We start from the raw sequence: 21,772 nt of genomic DNA on the forward strand, positions 1-21,772 counted from the left end.
ATAAAAACGAATCGCCGGTCACCGCCGGCACTTCACACGTACTCGCCCGTCTCGTCGTCCTTCCGCTCGTCGAGGTACTCGTGGGCGCCTTCGAGGATGTCGCGGGGCCCGTCCTGGGTGATGGTGTTGAGCGCCTGGTCGTAGTCGCGCCACTGCAGGTCGCGGTGCTCGTTCGAGATCTCGGCGCTCGCCTCGAACGAGCGCGCGATGAACAGGTGAACCGTCTTGTGGATGGTGTTGCCGTTCGCCTCGAACACGTAGTCGTACTCCTCGCGGAAGCCGTCGATCAGCCGGAAATCTTCGATTCCGGCCTCCTCCGACACCTCCCTGATCGCCGTCTGCTGGAGCTCCTCGTCCCCCTCGACCCCGCCCTTGGGGAACTCCCAGTCCCCCGGTCGGCTCTTCAGGAGTAAGTACTCCCGTTCGCCGCGGGTGTCGCGGAAGAGGATGGCTCCAGCGCTGGTCGCTTCGACCGTCATTAGCGTCAGGTAAGCCATCACCCCTAAAGAGGGTGTCGGAGTGGCTAACACACCGGCCGTTTCAGACGCCATCCGCCGTTTTGCGCGCCGCTGATCGCTTGAACCGGTGGATATAAACCGCCAGAATGACCCCGACGCCGCGGGTCGTCCGCGGTAGATGCGTTTTTAGGCGTCGGGCGACCATCCACGCACGACCCCCAGCCATGACCTTCGTCACGAAACTCTCCTTCGCGTCCGGCGACCGCGACGTGCTCGCCGAGACCGTCCAGGAGCTCAAAACGACCATCGAACGGAAGGGCGCCGAGTGTAAGGGCCCGCACGCGACCCCCACCGAAACCGTCCGCGTCCCGCTTTATAAGCAGCTCCGCGCTGGCGACGAGTTCTCGCCGTGGAGCTACTCGGTGTATAAACGGTCGATGGAGATCCACGGGGCCGACGACATCGCTCGCGACATCGTCGGCCGCGACTTTCCCGACTCGATCCACGTCGAGGTCGAGGTCGATCAGAAGAAGCCGCTCGGCCACCGACGCGACTGACCACCTTCTGCACGGCGAGGCTCCGTTCCCGCACGCTAGGAGTCACATATATATCCTCACCGAACATATTCTCTTGAATGATACATTCTCGATTATATGATATTCTCTGGTTCGTGTGCGTTTCCGTCGCGGCCGTCGGAGTCGTTGCCGTTGGTCTGTGGGAGCACCCGATCGGCTGGACGCTCCTTGCTGTCGGGATGACGGTGCTGACGGTCGCCGCACTCGGGGACGCCTGGCGAATTACGCGGGCCCGTGCCGCCCGACCGATTGGCGGGGCGGTAACTATCGTGTTCGGGACCGTCGCGCTCCTCGTCGCCCTCCTTCTGGCCGGAGAGGCAATCGTCGAGCTGCCGACGACCGTGCGTATCGTCTCGCTGACGGCCGGCGTGCAGGCGTTCTTCGTCGCGATCGACGTGCGTATTTCCGGAGCGTCTCGAAGCGAGCGGGTCGCCGTACCGTTTAGCGGTCACGTCGCGGTACTGCTCGGGTCGGCGCTCGTGTTGGAGTCCGGCTTTTTCGCCCCGCGAGCGGCTTTGCTGGCGTACACCGCCGGGTTCGCGGCTCTGTCGGTTCACGTGTTCTGGATGCGCCAACGGGTGTCCGGCGTCTCTCCGCCGCGTTCACATACCGTACCGAGTAACTGGGAGACGGTGCTGCTCACGGCGGTCGGCGCCGGGGCGCTCTCGGCGGTTCTCGTCGCGCTCACCGCGGGATCCGATCCGATCGTGTCCGCGTCTTGGGCGACGCGGCCGGCGGCGGTCGTCGCCGGTGTCGGCTTCGTGGGGGCACTCGCGGTGCAGACGCCCGTGCCGCGCATTCCAGAACTACCGGCAGTTCTCACGAGCGTGGGTTCGACGGCGACTCAGCACGCGGTCGCCACGGTGGTGGCGTTGAACACGTTAGCCCTCGCGCTGCTTCTGGCGGACACTCGGGTGTTCCTTCCGCTTCTCGGCGGATACCTCGTACTGTTGACCCTCAGTGTCACGTTTGAGTACTTGATGGTTCTCCACGCCCGACGCTGGCTCGGGCGCGACCGGCCGGAGCCGGATCCACTCGACCCGGACGCGCCGGTGACGGTTGTGGTGTCCGCGGCAAACGAGGGCGAGGTGTTGCCCGATAGCCTCTCGCACAACCTGGAAGCGCTGCCGGGGATTCAGTTCCTGTTGTTGCCGGCGGCGAAGTCATCGGACGACACGGTAGCGGTCGCTCACGAGTTCCGCGACGAGTATCCCGACCGGGTCCGAGTGATAGCGGGGGTCGCGGGTTCGAAGGCGGGCGATCTCAACGCCGCGTGGGAGCACGTCGAGACGCCGTACGCCTTGCTTCTCGACGCCGACGAGACGATCGACGACGAGTTCGTTTCTCGGGGACTCGCGCGGCTGGAGGCGGATCCAGAGATCGGCGTCGTACAGGGACGAAAAGCGGCGAAATACCCGGAATCGAACGCGCTCTCACGGTTCGTCAGCGCGGACCGACAACACAGCACGTGGATCGAACATCCGTTCATGAGCGATGTGTTCGGTGCCGCTCACTTCGCCGGGTCAGCGGCGATCTTCCGGCGTGAAGTGCCGCCGGCGGTGGGCGGTTGGTCTCCGTATCGACTCACCGAGGACATCGACCTGACGCTTCGACTGCTCATAGAGACCGACTGGCGGGTGGCTTACGACCCTGAGATGGTCGCATACGAGTTCAATCCGGCAACCGTTCCGGCGCTGATCCGCCAGCGCGTCCGATGGGCGCGCGGGTGGGCGCAAGTAACGGCCAAACACGCCCCTAACGTGGTTCGGTCGTGGCGCTCTCTCGGGGTCAAACGTACGTTCGGCGTCTGCTGGCTGTTGTTCGCCTCAGTGAGTGCACCGATATACACGGTGTTTCCGGCGTTGCTTCTGCTGTCACTCGTCGGGTTCGCGAGTCCGCTGCCCGTGGCGGTCGCAGTCGGTCTCGCGTTGCTACTGTTGCCCGCACGCGGCGTTTCCATCGGCTACGCGACGATACGGGACCCCGAGATCGTCCTCCCGCGGGGTATCGGCCGCCGAGTGCGGGTGCTGGGTCACGCGTACCTCTGGATCCCCGTCGGGTGGGTGATCCAGATACACGCGCTGTATCTCCAACTCGCCGGCGCACCGGGCGTCTGGCACGTGACGCCCAAGCGAGGGCAAGAAACGACGGAACGGGAGGCGACGAAGCGTCGGCTCCGACCGGCGGCGGGGTCGACCACCCTACGGGAGGGAGAGCCCGACGAGGTGCCGTGGACCCGCGCTCGGTTCGAGGTGTACACCGACCGGGCGGGCGAACACCGGTTCCGGCTCAGACACGAGAACGGGAACATACTGTCAGACGGCGGAGAGGGGTACGCCTCTCGTCGGGGAGTCTTACGGGCGATAACCGCGCTTCGGGAGCTGGTCGGTCCCGCGGCGTACCTCCGGTGTGAGCCGGCCGGTATCGAGGTGTACCGCGATCAGGAAGCCGCCTGGCGATGGCGGCTGGTGGGGCCGAACGGTCGTGCACTCGCCACGTCGTCGGCGGGGTATACGTCCCGTTCGGGAGCGGTGAAGGGGGCCACCCTCGCGCGCGACTGTCTCGCGGATCCCGATGTGGAACCGGAGCTAACGCGAGACGACAGGGGCGAGTACCGATGGCGGCTTCGTGCGGGGAACAGTCGCCCTGTCGCCCGTAGCGCTCAGTCCTTCGGCAGGGAGCGAGCGGTCCGCGAGTCGTTCGCCCGCGCTCGGGAGTACGCTCCGGTCGCCGATCTCCTCGATATCGGCCGCGCGGCCTTCGAGTTATACGCGGACCGAGCCGGCGAGCACCGGTTCCGGCTTCGACACCGTAACGGCAACATCCTACTGGATTCAGGCCAAGGATACGCTTCGCGGCAGGGAGCGCGCGACGGCGTCGAACGGATCCGGCGCTACGCCCCGATCGCACCCGTCAGACTGCTCGACGGACCCGGGTCGGAGTTGGAAAACGAGGACGAGCCGAGAGTCGGGAGCGAACCTGTGAGCGACGCGAAGGACGTCCGTATCGAGGAAACCGCCGCAGACCCCGACACCGCGTGAGTGAGGGCTCGTGATGTAGGGATCGTGATGTAGGGATCGTCGGGAACGCGTCATAAAGGCGAGCGGTTCTGCGGTTCTCCGGTACCGGTTCCGGAGAACCAGCCCGCCACTGGACCGTTTAATACGTGTCGGGTATATGCGGACGTATGAGCACGCGAGACGCCGACGCGTACACCGAGTTTCGACGCGACCTCCACCGCCACCCGGAGCCCGCGTGGTGCGAGTTCTACACGACCGCTCGCATCGTCGAGGAGCTGCGCGAGCGCGACCTGACCGCGCTCCACGTCGGCCCGGACGCGTTGGCGACGGCGGAACGCCGGAACGTCCCGGACGACGACGAGCTCGCCGAGTGGGAAGGGCGCGCCCGCGAGGGCGGCGCCGACCCGTCTGTCCTCGATCGGCTCGCCGGCGGCAACACCGGCTGCGTCGCCGTCGTCGAACGCGGCGACGGCCCCGTGATCGGGCTCCGCGTCGACATCGACGCCCTGCCGATCACGGAGTCGACGGCCGACGGGCACGTCCCCGCCGACGCGGGGTTCCGCTCGGAGAACGAGGGGTTCATGCACGCCTGCGGTCACGACGTCCACGCGACGATCGGCCTCGGCGTCCTCGACGCGGTCCTCGCCTCGGAGTTTTCGGGCACGCTCAAGGTGTTCTTCCAGCCCGGCGAGGAGCAGATCGTCGGCGGCAAGCCCATGGCGGAGTCGGGTCACCTCGACGACGTCGACTACCTCTACGCCGTCCACATCGGCCTCGATCACCCCTCGGGCGAGGTCGTCTGCGGCATCGACGGGTTCCTCGCGGTGCGCCACTTCCTCGCGGAGTTCACGGGCGAGCCGGCCCACGCCGGTGCCCGACCCGAGGAGGGACGGAACACGGTGCAAGCGATGGCGGCCGCGATACAGAACCTCTACGCGATCCCGCGGCACGCCGACGGCCCGACGCGAGTGAACGCCGGCCTCGTCGGCGGCGGCACGGCGACGAACATCATCCCCGAGGAGTCGTACGTCGAGGGGGAGGTTCGGGGTGCGACGACGGAACTGGCCGACTACATGTCTGACCACGCCGACCGGATCCTCGATTCGGCGGCCGAGATGCACGACTGCGAGGTCGACGTGTCGACGCTGGGTGAGGCACCGAGCGCGACGAGCGACGCCGCGCTCTCGGCGATCATCGGAGACGTCGCCGGCGACACGGACGGCGTCACGAACGTCGTCGAAAGCGCTGAACTCGGCGGCTCGGAGGACGCGACGTTCCTGATGCAGGCGGTACAGGACAACGGCGGACTGGCCTGCTACGTCGGCGTCGGTACGGATCACCCCGGCGGCCACCACACCAGCACCTTCGACGTGGTCGAGTCCGACTTGGCGGTGGGTATCGACGTGCTCGCCGGCGCGATCCGGCAGGTTGCCGAGACGCGGCCGTAAGAGCCTGGATCCGGTACGCCCCTCGCGACCGCGGTTTCGGCTTCCGCGAGATGAGGTGCGTCGGTTCAGTCGTCGTCGCCGGCGGCGACGATTCGCTCGCCGGAGACGAACCAGCCGTCGTCGTTCGCTCGCGCGGCGATCTTCGGTTGGAACACCCACGCGGTGAGCCCGATGATCGGGATCATCGACGCGCCGACGATCGCGTAGCCGACGTGGAGGTTCGGGAGGAACGCGGCCGAAAAGGCGAGGGGATAGACGACGCCGCCCACCGTGCCGATTCCCCCGACGATCCCGGCGACCGAGCCGGAGTTGTTCGGGAACATCGCCGGGACCTGCGCGAAGATCGCCCCCTCGGAGAACGCACAGCCGGTCCCGACGAGGAAGCCGGCCACGACGGCGACGTAGATGTTCCCCGTCAGCCCGGCGAGCGTCATGCCGAACATCGAGAGCATGACGAACACGAGCGTGGCGAACGTCCACTGATTGCGGTACTCGCCCTGGAAGACGGGGAGGATGTCCCGCTCGTTGCGCGCGACGACGTCGCTGACGTACCCGCCGATGGGGCGTAAGAGCCCGGCGGCGACCGAAAAGGTCGCCGCGAAGGTCGCCGCGATCACGATGTCTCCCTGTCCGAACGCTTCGCGGTAGTACGTCCCGAGCCAGCCGTTCATCGCGAGTTCGAGGCCGAACGTCATCACGTACGCCACGGAGAGGACCACGGCGCCGTATCGGGTCGCGATGAACCGCCACTGCTCCCAGCTGACGCCCGCCTTCGTCGCCTCCCGTTTCGCCTCGGTCTTCGCCGCACCGCAGAGGACGTAATAGGCGATCCCGAGCAGGACGGCGAGCACGCCGGTGTAAAAGAACGCCGCCCGCCAGTTCGAAGACGTCGCGAGGAACGCCGAGCCGAAGATCGGGTCGACGTACCCCTCGCCGAAGATCCGCGGCAACGTGAAGTACGCGCCGAGTCCGGCCCCGGCGTTACCGATTCCCGCGAAGATCCCCTCCGCAGTTCCGAGGTTCTCCTCTTCGAACCACTCCGCGACGTGTTGGATCCCGATGACGAACGTGATACCGGCGAGCGAGGCGACGATCCGCGACGCGGTGAACACCTCGTACGTCTGGGCGAAGGCGCTGAGAATGGCGAACGCGCCCACCGTGACGAGCGTGACGCCGCCGGTCACGTCCGCACCGAAGCGGTCGGTCAGGGGGCCGATGACGATACGACCCAGCGGCACGGCCACGATGGCGGTGCTCGCGACGATCCCTAACTGTTGGATCGAGAGACCGAACTCGTCGGCGATTCCGCCGGTGAACGGGGCGAACGAGAACCAGATGACGAATCCGAGGTTGAACATCGCGGTCGCCAGGATGAGGTTCCGGTACTTGCCGTAGAGCAGATCGCTCGGTCTCACGAGGAGTCACCTCCGATAGCGGGGTCAACGGCGACAGCGACGTCGACGCTCGTCCACCGTCCACTCGGAGCGGCCACCTCTCCGAGCGTCCGAAGCGGAATATATTCGTGCTCATTGAATTTCGATCTGAGTATTGATCCGGATTTAACATGGCCAAACATATCTTTTCTCACGCTTCTACAACAAATTCTGTATATTAATAAGCAGATCGGTTGACAATATTCGTATTTTGTAAGATACTACTTGTGCATTCCCAGTATCCGCCGCTAGAAACATATATCCGATGCGATTGCAGAGAAATTATAATACCCACACTCTATCGAGAGGTTATTTGAAAAGCGACATCATGAACACGGAACGCGAAATAGTATATACAATATAAATTTCGCAGTAGCTCCACCGGCGTTCAGTGCCCGATCGTCTCCGTGAGTGCGACGGCTCAGTCGCTCGTGGATCGACCAACCGAAGAAATTTCTGCCGATGCCAGAGGACGCTGACGTTCCGCTACGGGTATCGATCCCACGTCAACGCCCGGCAGTTCACGAGTACGACTCGGTCCCGTTCGATCGTTTCGAGCTGCCGGTGATGTCTGGTTGGCCGTCGTCCGGAGCGCTCAGGCAGATCGCACACTGTTTGAAATTCGGCTCGGCTGACTCCGGGTCCGCGGCGGAGAGGGTGAGTTCGTTCGCGGCCGGGTTGTGGATCGGGAGCCAGACGAGCCCAGGCGGGATATCGGCGTCGGGGATCGCATCGACCGCGACCGCGGACCGGCGAGACTCGATCACGACTCGCCCCCGGTCGAACGCCTGCAGGTTGTCGGCGACCGTTTCGGGGTGGATTCGCGCGGCCGTTGCGCTCGATCCGTCGCTGGCCTCGGTCCGCGTCCGGACTCCGGTGTTGTACGCGTCCGGCCGACGACCGGTCGTCAGGGTCAGCGGATACGCCTCATCGATCGGTTCCGGGACACCTTCGTGAGAGGCGTTCGAGAACTGCGCTCGACCGGAGTCGGTGTGGAACGACCACGACTCGCCAGAGGCCTCTCCACTCGCCGTGTCCCCGTCTCTCGGCTCGTAGTACCGATAGCCGCCTTCCGTCTCCGCGTCGGGGGCGGGCCACCGGACGGCTAACTCATCGGAGAGCCGCTCGTATGAAATTCCCGAGAAATCGGCGGTCGTGTGGCGCGTCAGTGCGGCGACCTCGTCGAACAGCGCCTCGGGATCGAGCCGAACCGAGCCGAACAGGTCCGGGACGACGCGGTCGGCGATCGCGCCGATGATGTCCGCGTCTTGTCGGACGCTTCCCGGCGGCTCTCGCGCCGCGGTGACCCGGGAGACGCGGCGCTCCATGTTCATCACCGTGCCCTCGGACTCGCCCCACGTCGCCGCGGGCAGCACGACGTCGGCCAACTCGACGGTGTCGGAGTGGAACGCGTCCTGCACGATCAGGAAGGTGTCGTCGAGGGCACGCTTCACGTGGCTCGCGTCCGGCATCCCCGCGACCGGGTTCGTCGCCACCGTCCAGCACACGTCGATATTGTCCCGAGCGAGCTCGTCGATGATCCGCACGAATCCGGGTCCGGACGAGTCGGGGAGTCTACTCAGCGGGACCCCCCACGCGTTCGCCATCGCCTTGCGATGTGTGGCGTCGTCGAACGGGCGATATCCCGGCCATGAGGACTTCGAAGCACAGACTCGATTTCCCATCGAGTTCGCTTGTCCGGTCAACGAGAACGGACCGCTGCCCGGACCCAGGTTCCCGGTCGCCAAGCAGAGGTCGATAAGCGACCGAGCGGTGCCGGTTCCCTGCACGCTCTGATTGACGCCCATCCCCCAGTACACGAGCGTCTGTTTCGTTACCGCGGCGGCGAGGCGTTCGACGGTTTCTATCGACACGCCGGCGGTCTCGGCCGCGATGTTGACTGAAGGCAGCGATCCGACCATCTCCTCGAATCCGTCGGTGTGTCGGTCGATGAACTCACGATCGACGGCGCCGTCGTCGACGATCTGCGCCAGGGTCGCCCGCGCCAACGCCAGATCCGTCCCCGGTTCGGGTCGGACGTGGAGGTCCGCGTCGGCCGCCGTCTCGCTTTCGACGGGGTCGACGACGATCAACTCGTCGGCGTCGTCGGCCGCGCTCTCGGCTATCCAGCGGTACAACACCGGATGCGCGATCTTCGGATTGGCACCCCAAACGACGTGGGTGTCGGCGTCGGGGACGTCGTCGTACGTCGGCGGCGGCGCGTCGCTCCCGAACGCCTGCGTATACGCCTGTACCGCCGAGGCCATACAGAGGGTGGTGTTGGCGTCGTAGTACCGCGTCCCGAAGCCGCCCCGGGCGAGTTTGCCGAGCGCGTACGCCGCTTCGTTGGTCTGCTGTCCGCTTCCCAGCACGGCGACGTTGTCGTTCCCGTTTCTGAGCGCTTCGATGAGACGCACCGACACCGTCCCGAGAACGGTGTCCCAGTCCGTCGGCCGGAGCTCGCCGCCGCGACGTATCAGCGGCTCCGTCACCCGCGTGCCGCCCGGGTCGACCGTCTCGCGCACCCCTCGGCTGCACGTCGCTCCCCGGTTCGTCGGGTGCGCCTCGTCGCCGCGGACGTCGACGTTCCCGCGTCCGTCGTCCGTGCCGCGCTGCCGATAGCCGCAGCCCACCGCACACCGCATACACGTCGTCGGGTTACGATCACTCATAAGGGATAACAGTGGCCTTTTATCACGAATATCTTCGAACTATTGTTTGATCGTGGCGTATCTCGACTGTATGGGTCGCATTTCTACTCTCGCGGTATAATCCTTTTTACGGATAGATAATCGTGAAGGATGCTGCCGAGAGGGCGATCAGCGCGAGTGTCAGTCGTCCGTCGAGACCGTGTCCCCGTCAGCGGCGGGACGTCCCTCGTGTACGAGCGGATTCGACGGCCGTGGTGCCCGAACGCCGACCGCACACTGTTTGAGATTGGGCTCGGCGGACTGGGGGTCAACGACGGGGAGGGTGAGGACGTTCACCGCCGGGTGATGAACCGGCAGCCACACCATCCCTTTCGGGACGCCGTCGTCCGGGTTGACCGCGATTGTCGTTGAACCTCTGCGCGACGAGAGCACCGTCTTCCCGCGATCGAAGGCCTCGATGTACTCCAGCGTCGTCTCGGGGTGGATCCGCGCGACCGGTGGCGTGTCGGTCTCGCCGTCCCGGCTCCGAACGCCGGTGTTGTACGCGTCGGCTCGCCTGCCGGTCGTCAGCGTCAGCGGATACTCGTCGTCCGCGGGCTCGGCGAGACCGCCGTGGCCGCCCGTCGAGAATCGGGCCCGACCCGACGGCGTCGGGAACTCCCACCCGCGCTCCGTGACGTAGCGATACCCGCCTTCGGCGTCCGCCGACGGTGCGGGCCATCGAACCGCGAGATCCGCGTCCAGCCGGTCGTACGTGATTCCCGACAGGTCTGCGGGCGTCCCCGCCGTCAGCGCACGCAGCTCGTCGAAGGTCGCCTCCGGCGAGACCGTCGGCCGTGGAAACAGGTCCGGATCGATCGCCGTGCCGACGGCGACGACGATGTCGAGGTCCTGTTTGATTTTGGGTGAGGTCTCGGTCGCGGCACGAACCCGCGAGACACGGCGTTCCATGTTCGTGACCGTGCCCTCGGACTCGCCCCACGTCGCCGCGGGCAACACGACGTCGGCCAACTCGACGGTCTCCGTCCGGAACGCGTCCTGTGCGACGAGGAACGCGTCGTCGAGGGCGCTCTTCACGTGACTCGCGTCCGGCATCCCCGCGACGGGATTCGTCGCTACCGTCCAGCACACGTCGGGGGGCCCGTTCGCGACGGCCTCGACGATACCGACGGGTCCCGGCCCCGGATCGTCCGGGAGCCGACTCCGCGGAACGCCCCACGCGTCGGCGACGGTCTGCCGATGGTCGGGGTCCGTGAACTCGCGCTGGCCGGGCCACGTCCCCTTCGACGAGCACACTCGCGTTCCCATCGAGTTCGCCTGCCCGGTCAACGAGAAGGGACCGCTTCCCGAACCCAGATTCCCGGTCGCGAGACAGAGGTCGATGAGCGCCCGTGCGGTCGCGGTGCCCTGTACGCTCTGGTTGACCCCCATCCCCCAGTACACGAGCGTCCGCTTCGTCAGGGCCGCGGCGACGCGTTCGACGGTCGCTATCGGGACGCCGGCGGTCTCGGCCGCGGTCTCGACCGAGGGCAGCGAATCGACCGTTTCCTCGAACCCGGTCGTCGCCGCCGAGACGAACTCGCGATCGACGTCGCCGTCGGCGACGACCCGCGCGAGCACCGCTCGGGCGAACGCGAGGTCGGTTCCCGGATCGAGTCGGACGTGGAGGTCCGCGTCGTCGACGGTCTCGCTCTCGACGGGGTCGACGACGATCAGTTCGCCGTCGTCGTCGGCCGCGCTGTCCGCGATCCACCGGTACATGACGGGATGGGCCACCGCCGGATTCGCGCCCCAGACGACGTGAGTGTCGGCGTCGGGGATGTCCTCGTACGTCGGCGGCGGCGCGTCGCTCCCGAACGCCTGGTAGTACGCGGTGACGGCCGAGGCCATACAGAGGGTGGTGTTGGCGTCGTAGTACCGCGTCCCGAAGCCGCCCCGGGCGAGCTTGCCGAGCGCGTACGCCGCCTCGTTGGTCTGCTGTCCGCTTCCCAGCACGGCGACGCCGTCACGGCGCTTCGCGAGGGCCGACTCGATACGGGAGACCACGGTTCCGATCGCGTTCTCCCAGCTGGTCGGGATGAGCGTCCCGTCTTCCCTGATAAGCGGACGCGTGAGCCACTCCCCGCCGGGGTCCGCGCTCTCGTCGATTCCGCGCTGACAGGCGAGACCGCGGTTGACCGGATGGTTCGCGTCTCCCCGCACGGTGTCGATTCCGTAGTGATTCGCGTACTCCCGTTGCAGGTGACCGCACCCGACGGCACACCGCATACACGTCGTCGGAGTCCACTCGCTCATGCGGATTCCCACCGCTTCCAGACCGTTCTCCCCGGTACCCGAACGACCGTTCTGTCGTCGTTCTGCTCCAGGGACCGGTCGGTGGTGGCCGCTCCGTTCGCGTAGTGATTCATCAGTTAGGTTCTGAGTGTTGTTTACATGAGCCCCGATATAATTGTTTTGATGTTCAAATATAAGAGAGATAGTACGATAATCGTCCTAATATATGGTATATATCTAAACAAACACGCGTGCACGGATGTGGCCCGTGCAAGCGTGCGTGTGCTTGCGCGACCCCTTCTTATCTCTCGTGGCGGGGTGTGCCGTCAGACCGCCGGTCAGATCAGGACGGCGTCGGTGACGACGGCGATCGATGTCGAGCCGCGGCCGAGAGCGTTGTGATGCCGGCCCGCGGCAGCGACATCTGCGACGGCGACATCTGCGGCAAAATCGACTAGTTACGTTCGTAGTGTTTTGACCGGGTAGAGTTCACCAAATATAATTTCTTTCTCCTCAATCCGTAATATAGGTCGTCTCGCCAGGCCGATCTCCCGATCGCGTCGAAACTGCACCTATTTTGTGATTTTATAAATAGCGAAGTATTTTATGTAGCTATGTAAATTTTGAAGCGAGATGAAAACCTATTCGCCCAATATAATCGGGAGAGAATTGCGGTTTGACGAGAGGGGTGATCGGTGATGGCGAACAAAAAGGAGTCCTGGAAATCTGAACTGTACGGCGACGAGGTACGGGAGAAGCTGCTGGAGTTCGCCGAGACGGGCTTCGACTCGATCCCCGAGGACGAGCGCGACGCGTGGTTCACGCGGTTCAAGTTCTGGGGAGTCTTCCACCAGCGGTCCGGTCAGGAAGGGTACTTCATGATGCGGCTGACCAACGCGAACGGCATACTGGAGCCGGGCCAGCTCCGCGCCATCGGCGAAGTCGCACGCGACTACGCGGCGGGGCCTGTCGAAAACCCCGAGTTCGGCGACAGCTGGATCGATCTCACCACTCGCCAGTCGATCCAGCTACACTGGATCGACCTGGCGGATGTCCCGGATATCTGGGAGAAGCTCGAAGCGGTCGGCGTGACCACGCGGTCCTCCGGCGGCGACACGATGCGGAACATCTCCGGGAGCCCGGTAGCCGGAAAAGACGCCGACGAGGTGATCGACACGCTCCCGCTGCTCGAACGGTTCCAAGCGGAGATCCGAGGCGATAACGACCTGTGTAACATGCCCCGGAAGTTCAACATCAGCGTCTCCGGAACGCCCGAAGGCGGCGCGCAGGACGCGATCAACGACATCGGCCTCGAACCCGCACGCAGGGAGATCGACGGCGAGTCGACCCTCGGGTTCAACGTGCGCGTCGGCGGCGGACTCGGCGGACGCGAACCCCGAGTCGCCCGTCCGCTCGACGTGTTCGTGACGCCGGACGAGGCGTACGACGTCGTTCGGGGGTTCGTGGAGCTGTACCACGATCACGGCGGCCGACAGGTCCGCGCCAAGAACCGGTCGCGCTTCTTCGTCGACGAGCACGGGACCGAGTGGATCCGGGAACTCCTCGACGAGGAGTACGTCGATCACGAGCTCCGACACGCCGGCGACGACATCCGCGAGGAGTACACGTACAACGCCGGACGGACCTCCGAGGACGGAAAACGGGACTTCACCGGCGTCCACAAGCAAGGTGACGGCAGACGGTACGTCGGACTAAGCGTCGCCGTGGGTCGGCTCCCCGCCGAGGAGGCGATCGAACTCGCCGACATCGCGGACGAGTACGGCTCCGGCGAGATCCGCCTCACCCGGCGGCAGAACCCGATCATCGTCGACGTGGAACCGGACCGCGTGGACGAGCTGCTCGCCGAGCCGCTGCTCGCGAAGCACCGCCCGGAGCCGAACCCGTTCGTCCGCGGTGCGATGGCGTGCACCGGGACGGAGTTCTGCTCGCTCGCGCTCGTCGAGACGAAGGCGCGCACCGCGGCGCTGCTCCGGTGGCTCCGCGACAACGTCGAACTCCCCGACGACGTCGACCAGCTGAAGCTCCACGTCTCCGGCTGCACGGCCGACTGCGGTCACGCGAACACCGCTGACATCGGCCTGCTCGGGATGCGGGCTCGGAAGAACGATGAGATGGTCGAGGCGGTCGACATCGGCGTCGGCGGGGGGATGGGGGAAGACCCCTCGTTCGTCGACTACGTCCAGCAGCGGGTGCCCGCCGACGAGGCACCCGGCGCGATCAGGAACCTCGTCGAGGCGTTCTCCGCGCGGCGAGAGCCGGGGCAGACGTTTCGGGAGTGGGCGGACGAGACCGACGCCGAGACGCTGGGAGCGCTCTGTGAGCCGGAAGAGACGAGCTACGTCGACCCGTCGCTCACCGACGCGAAGCAGTCGTGGTACCCGTTCGCCGACGAGGAGACGAGCGCGGCCGAGCCGGGGGTGGCCTCGACCGATGACTGACCCGAACGCCTCCGGCCGGAACCGCGACGGCGACGCGAAACGCGCCGGCGATGGCACGGGTGACGCGGAGGAGGGCCGTGTCAGCGCGGAGAGTCGTGTCAGAGGGGAGGACCGCGTCAGCGAGACCAGCCCGGATACCACTAGTCAGCACGCGTCGGCCGACGTCGCGCCGGAACTGTTCGGGTGGTGACCGTGTACGACGAGATCCTCTTTCCGACCGACGGCAGCGAGGCCTCGAAGGCGACGTTCCCGCACGCGGTGAGTCACGCCCGCGCGTTCGACGCGCGCGTCCACGTCCTGTACGTCGTCGACACGACGTACGCGGGCGTCGGCGCGGGCGGGAGCAAGAACGTCAACTCGCTTCGCGCGGAGGGTGAGCGAGTCCTCGAAGAGTTCGAAGAGCGGCTCCTCGACGAGGACGTGGACGTCATTCCGCAGATCGCGGACGGCGATCCGCACACGAAGATCAAAGCGTACAGCGACGACGTCGCCGACATGATCGTGATGGGGACGCGGGGGCGCAGCGGCGTCGAGAAGTACCTGCTCGGCAGCGTCACGGAAAAAGTCGTTCGGACGGCAGACGTGCCCGTCTTCACCGTTCGGACCCCGGAGACGGAATGACCGAGCGCATCACGTCGGTGACCGCGTACACGACGCTCGATTTCGTCGACGGCACGGCTATCGGCGCCGGCTGGCGCGAGGAGGCCACGGGCGTGTTGAACGTCGCCTCCGAGGACGACCCGGACACCGTGGAGCTCCAGGTCGAACTCGACGCCGTCGGTCTCGACGCGCTCCCCAACCACGCCGATCGGATCGCGCTGACGCCCGAACAGGCCCGAACCGTCGCCGCCGCGCTGTCCCGTCACGCGGACCGCTGTGAAGACACGCACGTTGAGTGAAGACGGAGCCGCGGGATCGGGGAGACAGTTCGGTTCGATGTCTCGCCCGAGCCCGGAACCGTCTACACCGCGTTCGCGGTCGGGTATCTCGACCCGGACGCGGCTCCCGCTGACGCACCCTTCGATCTCGAACTCGTCGATGACGCGATCGACGACGCCGAGGAATGACCCGTGAGAGGCTGCTGGCCCCGGTAGGTTTAGGCGCTGCACACCCCATGATCTGCGTATGGAGGCCGTCCTCTGGTACGTGCTCACCGGAACCCGCGGCGGCCCCAACCGCGTCCGTATTCTTCGGGCGATCGACGAGCGTCCCCGGAACGCGAACCAGCTGGCCGAGCATCTCGAACTCGACTACACGACGGTCCGCCACCACCTCGACGTGTTGCGCGAGCACGACGTCGTGAAACGGACCGGAAACGGGTACGGTACGGTGTACTACCCGGCCGAGGGAACCCGACAGCACTGGGAGCTCGTCGAGGAGATCGCGGAGGGGTTACCACTATGAACACGACGACACGCACTGAAGCGGACGACGACACGCGGTCGGTCGCGAAGCGATCCGCCGCGGACGAGGAGGGAAATCGATGGAGTGGATAGACGTCGCGCGCATCAGCGTCACGCTGAACGTGCTGATGCTGTTCGGCCTCACGTGGGTGTGGGCTCGGAACTACGTCGCCTTCCGGTCGAAACACGCCATCGGACTGGCGCTGTTCGGCGCCCTCCTTCTCGTCCAGAACGGCCTCTCGCTGTATTTCTACCTGTTTCATCCCGTGCTGGCGGGCTGGTTCGCGACGGACATGCCGCCGCTGGCGTGGCACGCGAACATCGTGGTTCACGTCTTCCAGACCGTCGCACTCGCGTTCCTGCTGTGGGTGACGTGGGACTGAACGAAAACAGCAGTACCGCGACCGATCGGAACCGCAGCGCTCCGTCGACCAAGCGAAACCGCGCCGCTCCTCAGTACTTCGCGTCCGCGCCGGTCGTCTCGTAGATCCGGTCCATGATCGCGTCGCGTTCGCTCGTCCAGTTCGCCATCGCAGCCGGGCTGGTCGGGTACGAGTCGTAGTGTACGAGCAGTTCGTCCGCGAGCGACTTCGTCTGGTAGAAGTTCCGAATCGTCCCCCAGTAGCCGAAGCTCTTGACGGCCGCCTTCAGCTTCAGCCCGAAGGACATCGACGTCGAGCCCTCGTACAGCGCCTCCGCGAGCTTCTCGCCGGGGAGCGCGGCCAGCAGCCCCATCAGGTCGTCGACGTCGATCGCGGTCGAGAGCACGTTGTACACGTCGAGCCCGGCGTAACGGCCGCCGAAGTGGTCCATGACGCGGGTGTTGTATCGCCAGAGGTTCTCCTCCGTGACGTCGCCGTCACTGATCGCCTTCACGGCCTGCTCGCCGGCGTACTTGCCCGCGTACGCCGCGCCGGCGATGCCCCCGCCGGTGGTGGGGTTGACGTGACCGGCGGCGTCGCCGACCGCCATGTATCCGGGCGCGACCGCCGAGTCGTAGGGACGACGCGTCGGAAGCGCGGCGCCGAGCTTGTCGCGAACTACGGCGCCCTCGAACTCCGGTCGATCCCTGAGATCGCGTTTTAGCGCTTCGACCAACTGCATCGGCTTCTCGTTCATCTGGAAGCCGAGCCCCGCGTTGATCTCCGTGCTCGTGCGCGGGAAGTACCAGAGGTACCCCGCGGCGCGGTCCGTCGCCTTGAACACCAGCGCGTCGTCCCACTCGACGGGCTCGGGCACCTCGACGATCTCGCGGTACGCCGAGCAGAACTGCGAGTAGCGCACGTTCGTGTCGAAGGTGGTCCCCTCGAAGTCCGCCTTGTCCTGGAGCAGCGACAGCGATCCCGCCCCGTCGATAACGATGTCAGCCTCGTAGGTGCGCGGCGTTCCCTGCTTTTTCGCCCGAAGCCCGGTCACGCGACCGCCGTTGCTCTGGATCACGTCGTTGATCACGGTGTCGTAGTGGAAGTCGACGCCGGCGTCCTCGGCGGCGGCGATGATACGGCGACCGTACTCCCAGCGGTCGATGACGGCGAGCTCTCCGGGCACGGGGATCTCGAGGACCGTGTCCTCCTGTGGGATCTCGAACCGCCCGTGGTCGACGCCGGTGTTGGTGAACGCCGGCTCCAGTCGCTCTTTCGGGATCGCCTCGGGGAAGGCGTCGGCCCCTTTCAGGGCGTCCCCGCACGCGATGTGTCCGGCCTCCTCGGCGTCCTTTCGCTCGACGATGACGACGTCGAGCCCCTCGTTCGCGATCGTCGCGGCGGCGTAACAGCCAGCGGTACCGGCACCCGCCACGACGACGTCGTACTCGTCGATGCTCATTACCGTGAGGTGTCGTGCCCCACCCAAAACTCTTTACTCCCGTTTCGGTTGGACCGACAGCGACAGAAGGCGAGGGATCGGCGATTCTCCGGTTCCGTCCGAGACACACGGAAAGCTCCGATCGCTCGCTCTCACTCCTCCGTCTCGTAGTGGTCGCCGGCGGCGGCGGGGATCCGCGTTCGACCGACGAACGCGAGCACGATGATGACGACCACGTACGGGATGGTCTCGACGAGCGAGCTCGGAATTCCGTACCCGAGCTGCTGGAGGCGGGTCTGTAGCGCTTCCAACGCGGCGAACAGGGTTCCGGCGCCGAGCGCGCCGATCGGGTTGTAGTTGCCGAAGAGGTAGACGACGATGGCGATGAACCCCTTGCCTTGGACCATCGTCTCGCCCGATCCGCCGAACCGACCGACGCCGAGCGCGAGCAGGCTACCGCCCGCCCCGGCGAAGACGCCGGAGAGCACGACCCCCGCGTGCCGGATCTTCGAGACGGAAACCCCGACGGTATCGAGTGCTCGGGGATTCTCGCCCGCCGCCTTCAGGTGAGTGCCGAACGCTGTGTGGTCGAGCGTCCACCACGCGACGACGGTCCCGAGCGCGACGAGGACCGCCGAGTAGTGCCACGTGATGTTGCCGACGCCGGGCGTGTTCACGGAGCCGAAGAACACCGTCGAGAGGAACGGCGCGAGCCCCAACGCGATGAGCCACACCGCCAGCCCGGCGATGATCTGGTCGGCCTTGTACTCGATACAGACGACGCCGAAGACGAACGCGAGAAGCGTGCTCGCGAGTACCCCGGCGAAGAATCCGACGAACTGCGCGTTCCCGCCCGTCAGGATTCCGGCGTCGCCGAGGACGTACGCGACGTAGATAGACGTGAACGCCGAAATGATGAGCAACCCTTCGAGACCGATGTTGATCACGCCGGACTTCTCCGCGAAGATGCCGCCGAGCGCGGCCAACACGATCGGCGCGGAGATACGGACCGTCGCCGCCACCATCCCCCCGGAGAACACGACGCCGGAGAGGTCGCCGGCGACGCTCTCCGGGAACAGCGCGCCGAGGACCGCGAGTACCACGAGCGATCCGAGCGTCCCGACGAGGACGTTTTGCACGTAGCTCCCGCCGAAGAGGCGGCCGAGGACGGGCCCGTCCGCGTCGGCGAGCGGATTACGCACCGGCCTCACCTCCCTCGTCTGCGACGGGGTCGTCGGCGGGGCTACTCCCGCCGGAGTCGCCCGAGCCACCCGAGTCGCCTCGCTTGGCCTCGGGTTCCTCCGGCACGAACCGCCTGCCGATCAGCCGGAAGAACTCCGGCATCGCCACGAAGAGGATAATCAGGCCGCGCAACACGCCGATCAGTTCCGGGGGCACGTCGGTCTGGAAGCCGACCTGCAGGGCACCGCCCTTCAACACGCCGAACAGCGCCGCGGCCGGGAGCACCCCGAGCGGGTTGTTGCCGGCGAGGATGGAGACGGCGATCCCGTCGAAGCCGAGCGCGGGTACCGACTCCACCCACCGGCCCTCCGACATCAGTACCCACATGCTGCCGCCGATCCCCCCGAGTGCCCCCGAGAGCGTCATCGCCCGGACCGTGGTGAGTTTGGCGTTCACACCGCTGTACTCGGCCGCCAGCGGTTGGATACCGCTCACGCGGAGGTCGTAACCGAGCGACGTGTGTTCTAAGAAGAGGTACAGCCCGACAACGGTGACCAGCCCGATCAGCAGGGCGGCTTCCGCGAAGTCGCCGGTCACCGGGAAGAACCACGGATCGAGTTGGGCGTAGTCGGGCACGTACTCGGTCGCGACGACGGAGCTCCCCTCGGCGCGGAACACCTCCAGTACGAGGACGTACGCGATGTTCGCGGCGATGAAGTTCAGCATGATCGTCGTGATCACCTCGTTGGCGTCGGCGTACGCCTTGAGCGCGCCGGGAATCGCCCCCCAGACACCACCGCCGAACGCACCGGCGAGGACGCCGATCGCGATCAGCGCCACCCCGCCGACGCGGTTGGCGGGGAACAGCGGCGCGAGCGCGACGACGACCAACGCGGTCAGCAGCGCTCCGACGACGAGCTGGCCCTGCGTTCCGATGTTGAACAGGCCCGCCCGGAACGCGACCGCCACGGAGAGCCCGGTGAAGACGAGCAGCGTGGTCTCGCTCAGCGTCAGCGCGAACGAGTTGTTGAACGGCGACCAGCCCGGCATGAAGCCGAGCCACGGGAGCGTGATCGGCAGCCATCCGGGGTTCAGTATCGACGGGTACCACACGTAGAACGGCTCGCCGAGCGCGCCGTTGAACAGTACGAAGAACACCTCGAACGGGTCGTAACAGAATCCGAGACCGGTGATCGGCATCGTCCACGCGGCGGTGCTGCACTCGGCGATCCGTCCGGACGCGAGGACGATGACGAATCCGACGAGCACGGAGAGTCCGAGCGCGGCGGCCGCGATCAGGATTCTGTCGACACCCGAGAGCCCCGCGAACGCGCGGAGTATCGATGTCGCCCGCGAGCGCGCCGCGTCGAGTCGACTGGGGCTCACGCCGACACCTCCCCGTCGCCGACATCGTCACGCGCGTCGCTACCGCCGCCATGCGCGTCGCTACCGCTGCCACGCGCGTCGCTATCACCGTCGATACCGACGTGGTCGACGGTGTCGTCGTCCAGCGTCTCCCCGGCCATCAACAGCCCGAGCTGTTCTTCGGTGACGGTCGTCGGGTCGACGACGCCGGTGAACTCGCCGTCGTGCATCACGGCCAGCCGGTCGGAGAGCGCCTGCACCTCGTCGAGCTTCGAGGAGACGAGAAGCACGGCCTTCCCCGCCGAGCGGAGCTCCGTGAGTCGATCGTGGATGAACTCCGTGGAGCCGATGTCGACTCCCCGCGTGGGGTGTGTCGCGACGACGAGGTCCGGATCGCGCTCGAACTCGCGCCCGACGATGAACTTCTGTTGATTCCCGCCGGAGAAGGACTCCGCCGTCGCGTCTCGGTCCGGTGGCCGAACGTCGTACTCCTCGATGACCGACTCCGCGTGTTCCGTGGCCCGATCCCAATCGAGACGGAGGCCGTCGGTGAACGCCGGATCGTGTTGGCTACCGAGCACGGCGTTCTGCGTCAGGTCGTACTCCATCACGAGCCCGCGTGCCTGTCGGTCCTCCGGGACGTACGCCATGCCTCGGTCGATACGTCCGCGTCGGCTCACGCCGTCGAGCGACTCGCCGTGGAACGACACCGCCCCCGCTGTCGGGGATCGAAGCCCGGTTATCGCTTCGATCAGCTGTGACTGACCGTTTCCGTCGACACCGGCGATACCGAACACCTCGCCCTCGCGGACCGTCGCAGAAACGCCCGAAACGACTTCCACGCCTCGGTCGTCCTCGGCGTGTACGTCGTCGATGTCGAGGACGGTGTTTCCGGGTTCGCCCGCCGACGGCGACCGCTCCATCAGCACCTCACGGCCGACCATCATCTCGGCGAGTTCCTCTCGGGTCACATCCGCGGTCTGCACCGTCCCGACGTTCCGTCCGTCACGAAGGACGGTGATCTCGTCGGCGGCGTGAGTCGCCTCGCTCAGCTTGTGCGAGATGAAGATGATCGTCTTCCCCTGATCGGTCAGTTCCTCGAACACGTCGTACAGCTCTTCGACCTCCTGCGGCGTGAGCACCGCGGTGGGCTCGTCGAGGATGAGGATGTCAGCCCCGCGATACAGGGCCTTGAGGATCTCGACGCGCTGTTGGACGCCGACGGAGACGTCTTCGACGCGATCGTCGGGATCGACGTCGAACCCGTACCGAGTGCTCAGATCGCGGACCGCGTCGTGAGCGGCTTCCTCGTCGACGCGAAGCCCGTACCACTCGGTCGGCTCGTTGCCGAGCACGACGTTCTCCCAGATCCGCATCGGTTCGACCAGCATGAAGTGCTGGTGGATCATGCCGATCCCGGCGTCGATCGCGTCCCGCGGCGAGTCGAACGAACGCGGCTCGCCGTCGATAACGACGCGCCCCTCGGTCGGGCGATAGAGGCCGTACAGGACGTTCATTAACGTCGTCTTCCCGGCACCGTTCTCCCCGAGCAGGGCATGAACGCTTCCCCGTTCGACTTTGAGGTCGACGTCGTCGTTAGCGACGACACCCGGGAACCGCTTGGTGATGCCGTCTAAGTGCACCGCGGGGTTCATCTACTGCCCTCTCTCTGTGGCGCAGTCAAAAGTACGTCGGGTTCGA

General features: G+C 66.1%; 18 protein-coding genes and 1 pseudogene. 11 read left to right on the plus strand and 8 right to left on the minus strand.

Annotated elements, in window-relative coordinates:
* Window positions 1–32 precede the first annotated feature (32 nt).
* Window positions 33–479, minus strand: coding sequence for a bis(5'-nucleosyl)-tetraphosphatase (locus tag ACNSN4_RS07575; protein WP_418285193.1), 447 nt, complete (start codon window positions 477–479; stop codon window positions 33–35).
* 203 nt (window positions 480–682) lie between these two features.
* On the opposite strand from ACNSN4_RS07575, the gene ACNSN4_RS07580 reads away from it, so the two are divergent.
* The 3 genes from ACNSN4_RS07580 (at window position 683) to ACNSN4_RS07590 (ending at window position 5,501) form a co-directional block, all read left to right on the plus strand.
* Window positions 683–1,015 carry a 30S ribosomal protein S10 gene (locus ACNSN4_RS07580; protein WP_418285194.1) on the plus strand — a complete coding sequence of 111 codons (333 nt, stop codon included), beginning with the start codon at window positions 683–685 and terminating at the stop codon, window positions 1,013–1,015.
* A 77-nt stretch (window positions 1,016–1,092) separates the two neighbouring features.
* Complete coding sequence (locus ACNSN4_RS07585; protein WP_418285195.1) at window positions 1,093–4,074, plus strand: DUF1508 domain-containing protein; 2,982 nt, start codon at window positions 1,093–1,095, stop codon at window positions 4,072–4,074.
* 146 nt (window positions 4,075–4,220) lie between these two features.
* Window positions 4,221–5,501: an amidohydrolase gene (locus ACNSN4_RS07590; RefSeq protein ID WP_418285196.1), complete on the plus strand. Its 1,281-nt coding sequence runs from the start codon at window positions 4,221–4,223 to the stop codon at window positions 5,499–5,501.
* Between the two features lie 65 nt (window positions 5,502–5,566).
* Here ACNSN4_RS07590 and ACNSN4_RS07595 read toward each other — a convergent pair whose 3' ends face one another.
* The 3 genes from ACNSN4_RS07595 to nasA (ACNSN4_RS07605) form a co-directional block, all read right to left on the minus strand.
* Window positions 5,567–6,916, minus strand: coding sequence for an MFS transporter (locus ACNSN4_RS07595; RefSeq protein ID WP_418285197.1), 1,350 nt, complete (start codon window positions 6,914–6,916; stop codon window positions 5,567–5,569).
* Window positions 6,917–7,455: 539 nt separating this feature from the next.
* Window positions 7,456–9,606, minus strand: a complete 2,151-nt coding sequence (gene nasA, locus ACNSN4_RS07600) for an assimilatory nitrate reductase NasA (RefSeq protein ID WP_418285198.1) — start codon at window positions 9,604–9,606, stop codon at window positions 7,456–7,458.
* A gap of 159 nt (window positions 9,607–9,765) precedes the next feature.
* Window positions 9,766–11,880, minus strand: a complete 2,115-nt coding sequence (gene nasA, locus ACNSN4_RS07605) for an assimilatory nitrate reductase NasA (protein ID WP_418285199.1) — start codon at window positions 11,878–11,880, stop codon at window positions 9,766–9,768.
* A gap of 299 nt (window positions 11,881–12,179) precedes the next feature.
* On the opposite strand from nasA (ACNSN4_RS07605), the gene ACNSN4_RS07610 reads away from it, so the two are divergent.
* The 8 genes and pseudogenes from ACNSN4_RS07610 to ACNSN4_RS07645 all read left to right on the plus strand — a co-directional run bounded on the left by ACNSN4_RS07610 (window position 12,180) and on the right by ACNSN4_RS07645 (window position 16,104).
* The gene (locus ACNSN4_RS07610) at window positions 12,180–12,317 is read left to right on the plus strand and encodes a hypothetical protein (RefSeq protein ID WP_418285200.1); all 138 of its coding nucleotides are present in this window, start codon (window positions 12,180–12,182) and stop codon (window positions 12,315–12,317) included.
* 240 nt (window positions 12,318–12,557) lie between these two features.
* Window positions 12,558–14,318: a nitrite/sulfite reductase gene (locus tag ACNSN4_RS07615; protein ID WP_418285201.1), complete on the plus strand. Its 1,761-nt coding sequence runs from the start codon at window positions 12,558–12,560 to the stop codon at window positions 14,316–14,318.
* On the plus strand, window positions 14,311–14,508 hold the full coding sequence (locus ACNSN4_RS07620) for a hypothetical protein (RefSeq protein ID WP_418285202.1): 198 nt from the start codon (window positions 14,311–14,313) through the stop codon (window positions 14,506–14,508). The genes ACNSN4_RS07615 and ACNSN4_RS07620 overlap by 8 nt, the downstream gene beginning before the upstream one ends.
* Window positions 14,509–14,510: 2 nt before the next feature.
* The gene (locus tag ACNSN4_RS07625) at window positions 14,511–14,939 is read left to right on the plus strand and encodes a universal stress protein (protein WP_418285391.1); all 429 of its coding nucleotides are present in this window, start codon (window positions 14,511–14,513) and stop codon (window positions 14,937–14,939) included.
* Window positions 14,936–15,217, plus strand: coding sequence for a DUF6360 family protein (locus ACNSN4_RS07630; protein WP_418285203.1), 282 nt, complete (start codon window positions 14,936–14,938; stop codon window positions 15,215–15,217). Before ACNSN4_RS07625 ends, ACNSN4_RS07630 begins: the two co-directional genes overlap by 4 nt.
* A gap of 33 nt (window positions 15,218–15,250) precedes the next feature.
* A pseudogene (locus ACNSN4_RS07635) lies at window positions 15,251–15,385 on the plus strand (DUF4397 domain-containing protein); the annotation flags it as partial.
* 58 nt (window positions 15,386–15,443) lie between these two features.
* Complete coding sequence (locus tag ACNSN4_RS07640) at window positions 15,444–15,722, plus strand: winged helix-turn-helix domain-containing protein (protein ID WP_418285204.1); 279 nt, start codon at window positions 15,444–15,446, stop codon at window positions 15,720–15,722.
* Between the two features lie 79 nt (window positions 15,723–15,801).
* Window positions 15,802–16,104 (plus strand): DUF8036 family membrane protein, encoded by a 303-nt coding sequence (locus tag ACNSN4_RS07645; RefSeq protein ID WP_418285205.1) that lies wholly within the window; start codon window positions 15,802–15,804, stop codon window positions 16,102–16,104.
* Window positions 16,105–16,174: 70 nt separating this feature from the next.
* Here the strand turns inward: ACNSN4_RS07645 and ACNSN4_RS07650 are convergent, their stop codons facing one another.
* From ACNSN4_RS07650 to ACNSN4_RS07665, 4 genes are all read right to left on the minus strand, one after another.
* Window positions 16,175–17,545, minus strand: coding sequence for a geranylgeranyl reductase family protein (locus ACNSN4_RS07650; RefSeq protein WP_418285206.1), 1,371 nt, complete (start codon window positions 17,543–17,545; stop codon window positions 16,175–16,177).
* Window positions 17,546–17,676: 131 nt separating this feature from the next.
* Window positions 17,677–18,726, minus strand: a complete 1,050-nt coding sequence (locus ACNSN4_RS07655) for an ABC transporter permease (protein WP_418285207.1) — start codon at window positions 18,724–18,726, stop codon at window positions 17,677–17,679.
* Window positions 18,719–20,092 (minus strand): ABC transporter permease, encoded by a 1,374-nt coding sequence (locus ACNSN4_RS07660; protein ID WP_418285208.1) that lies wholly within the window; start codon window positions 20,090–20,092, stop codon window positions 18,719–18,721. Before ACNSN4_RS07660 ends, ACNSN4_RS07655 begins: the two co-directional genes overlap by 8 nt.
* The gene (locus tag ACNSN4_RS07665; RefSeq protein WP_418285209.1) at window positions 20,089–21,726 is read right to left on the minus strand and encodes an ABC transporter ATP-binding protein; all 1,638 of its coding nucleotides are present in this window, start codon (window positions 21,724–21,726) and stop codon (window positions 20,089–20,091) included. Before ACNSN4_RS07665 ends, ACNSN4_RS07660 begins: the two co-directional genes overlap by 4 nt.
* Between the last annotated feature and the right edge of the window lie 46 nt (window positions 21,727–21,772).

Source organism: Halorubrum marinum (genome assembly GCF_048381195.1).
Taxonomy (GTDB): Archaea; Halobacteriota; Halobacteria; order Halobacteriales; family Haloferacaceae; genus Halorubrum.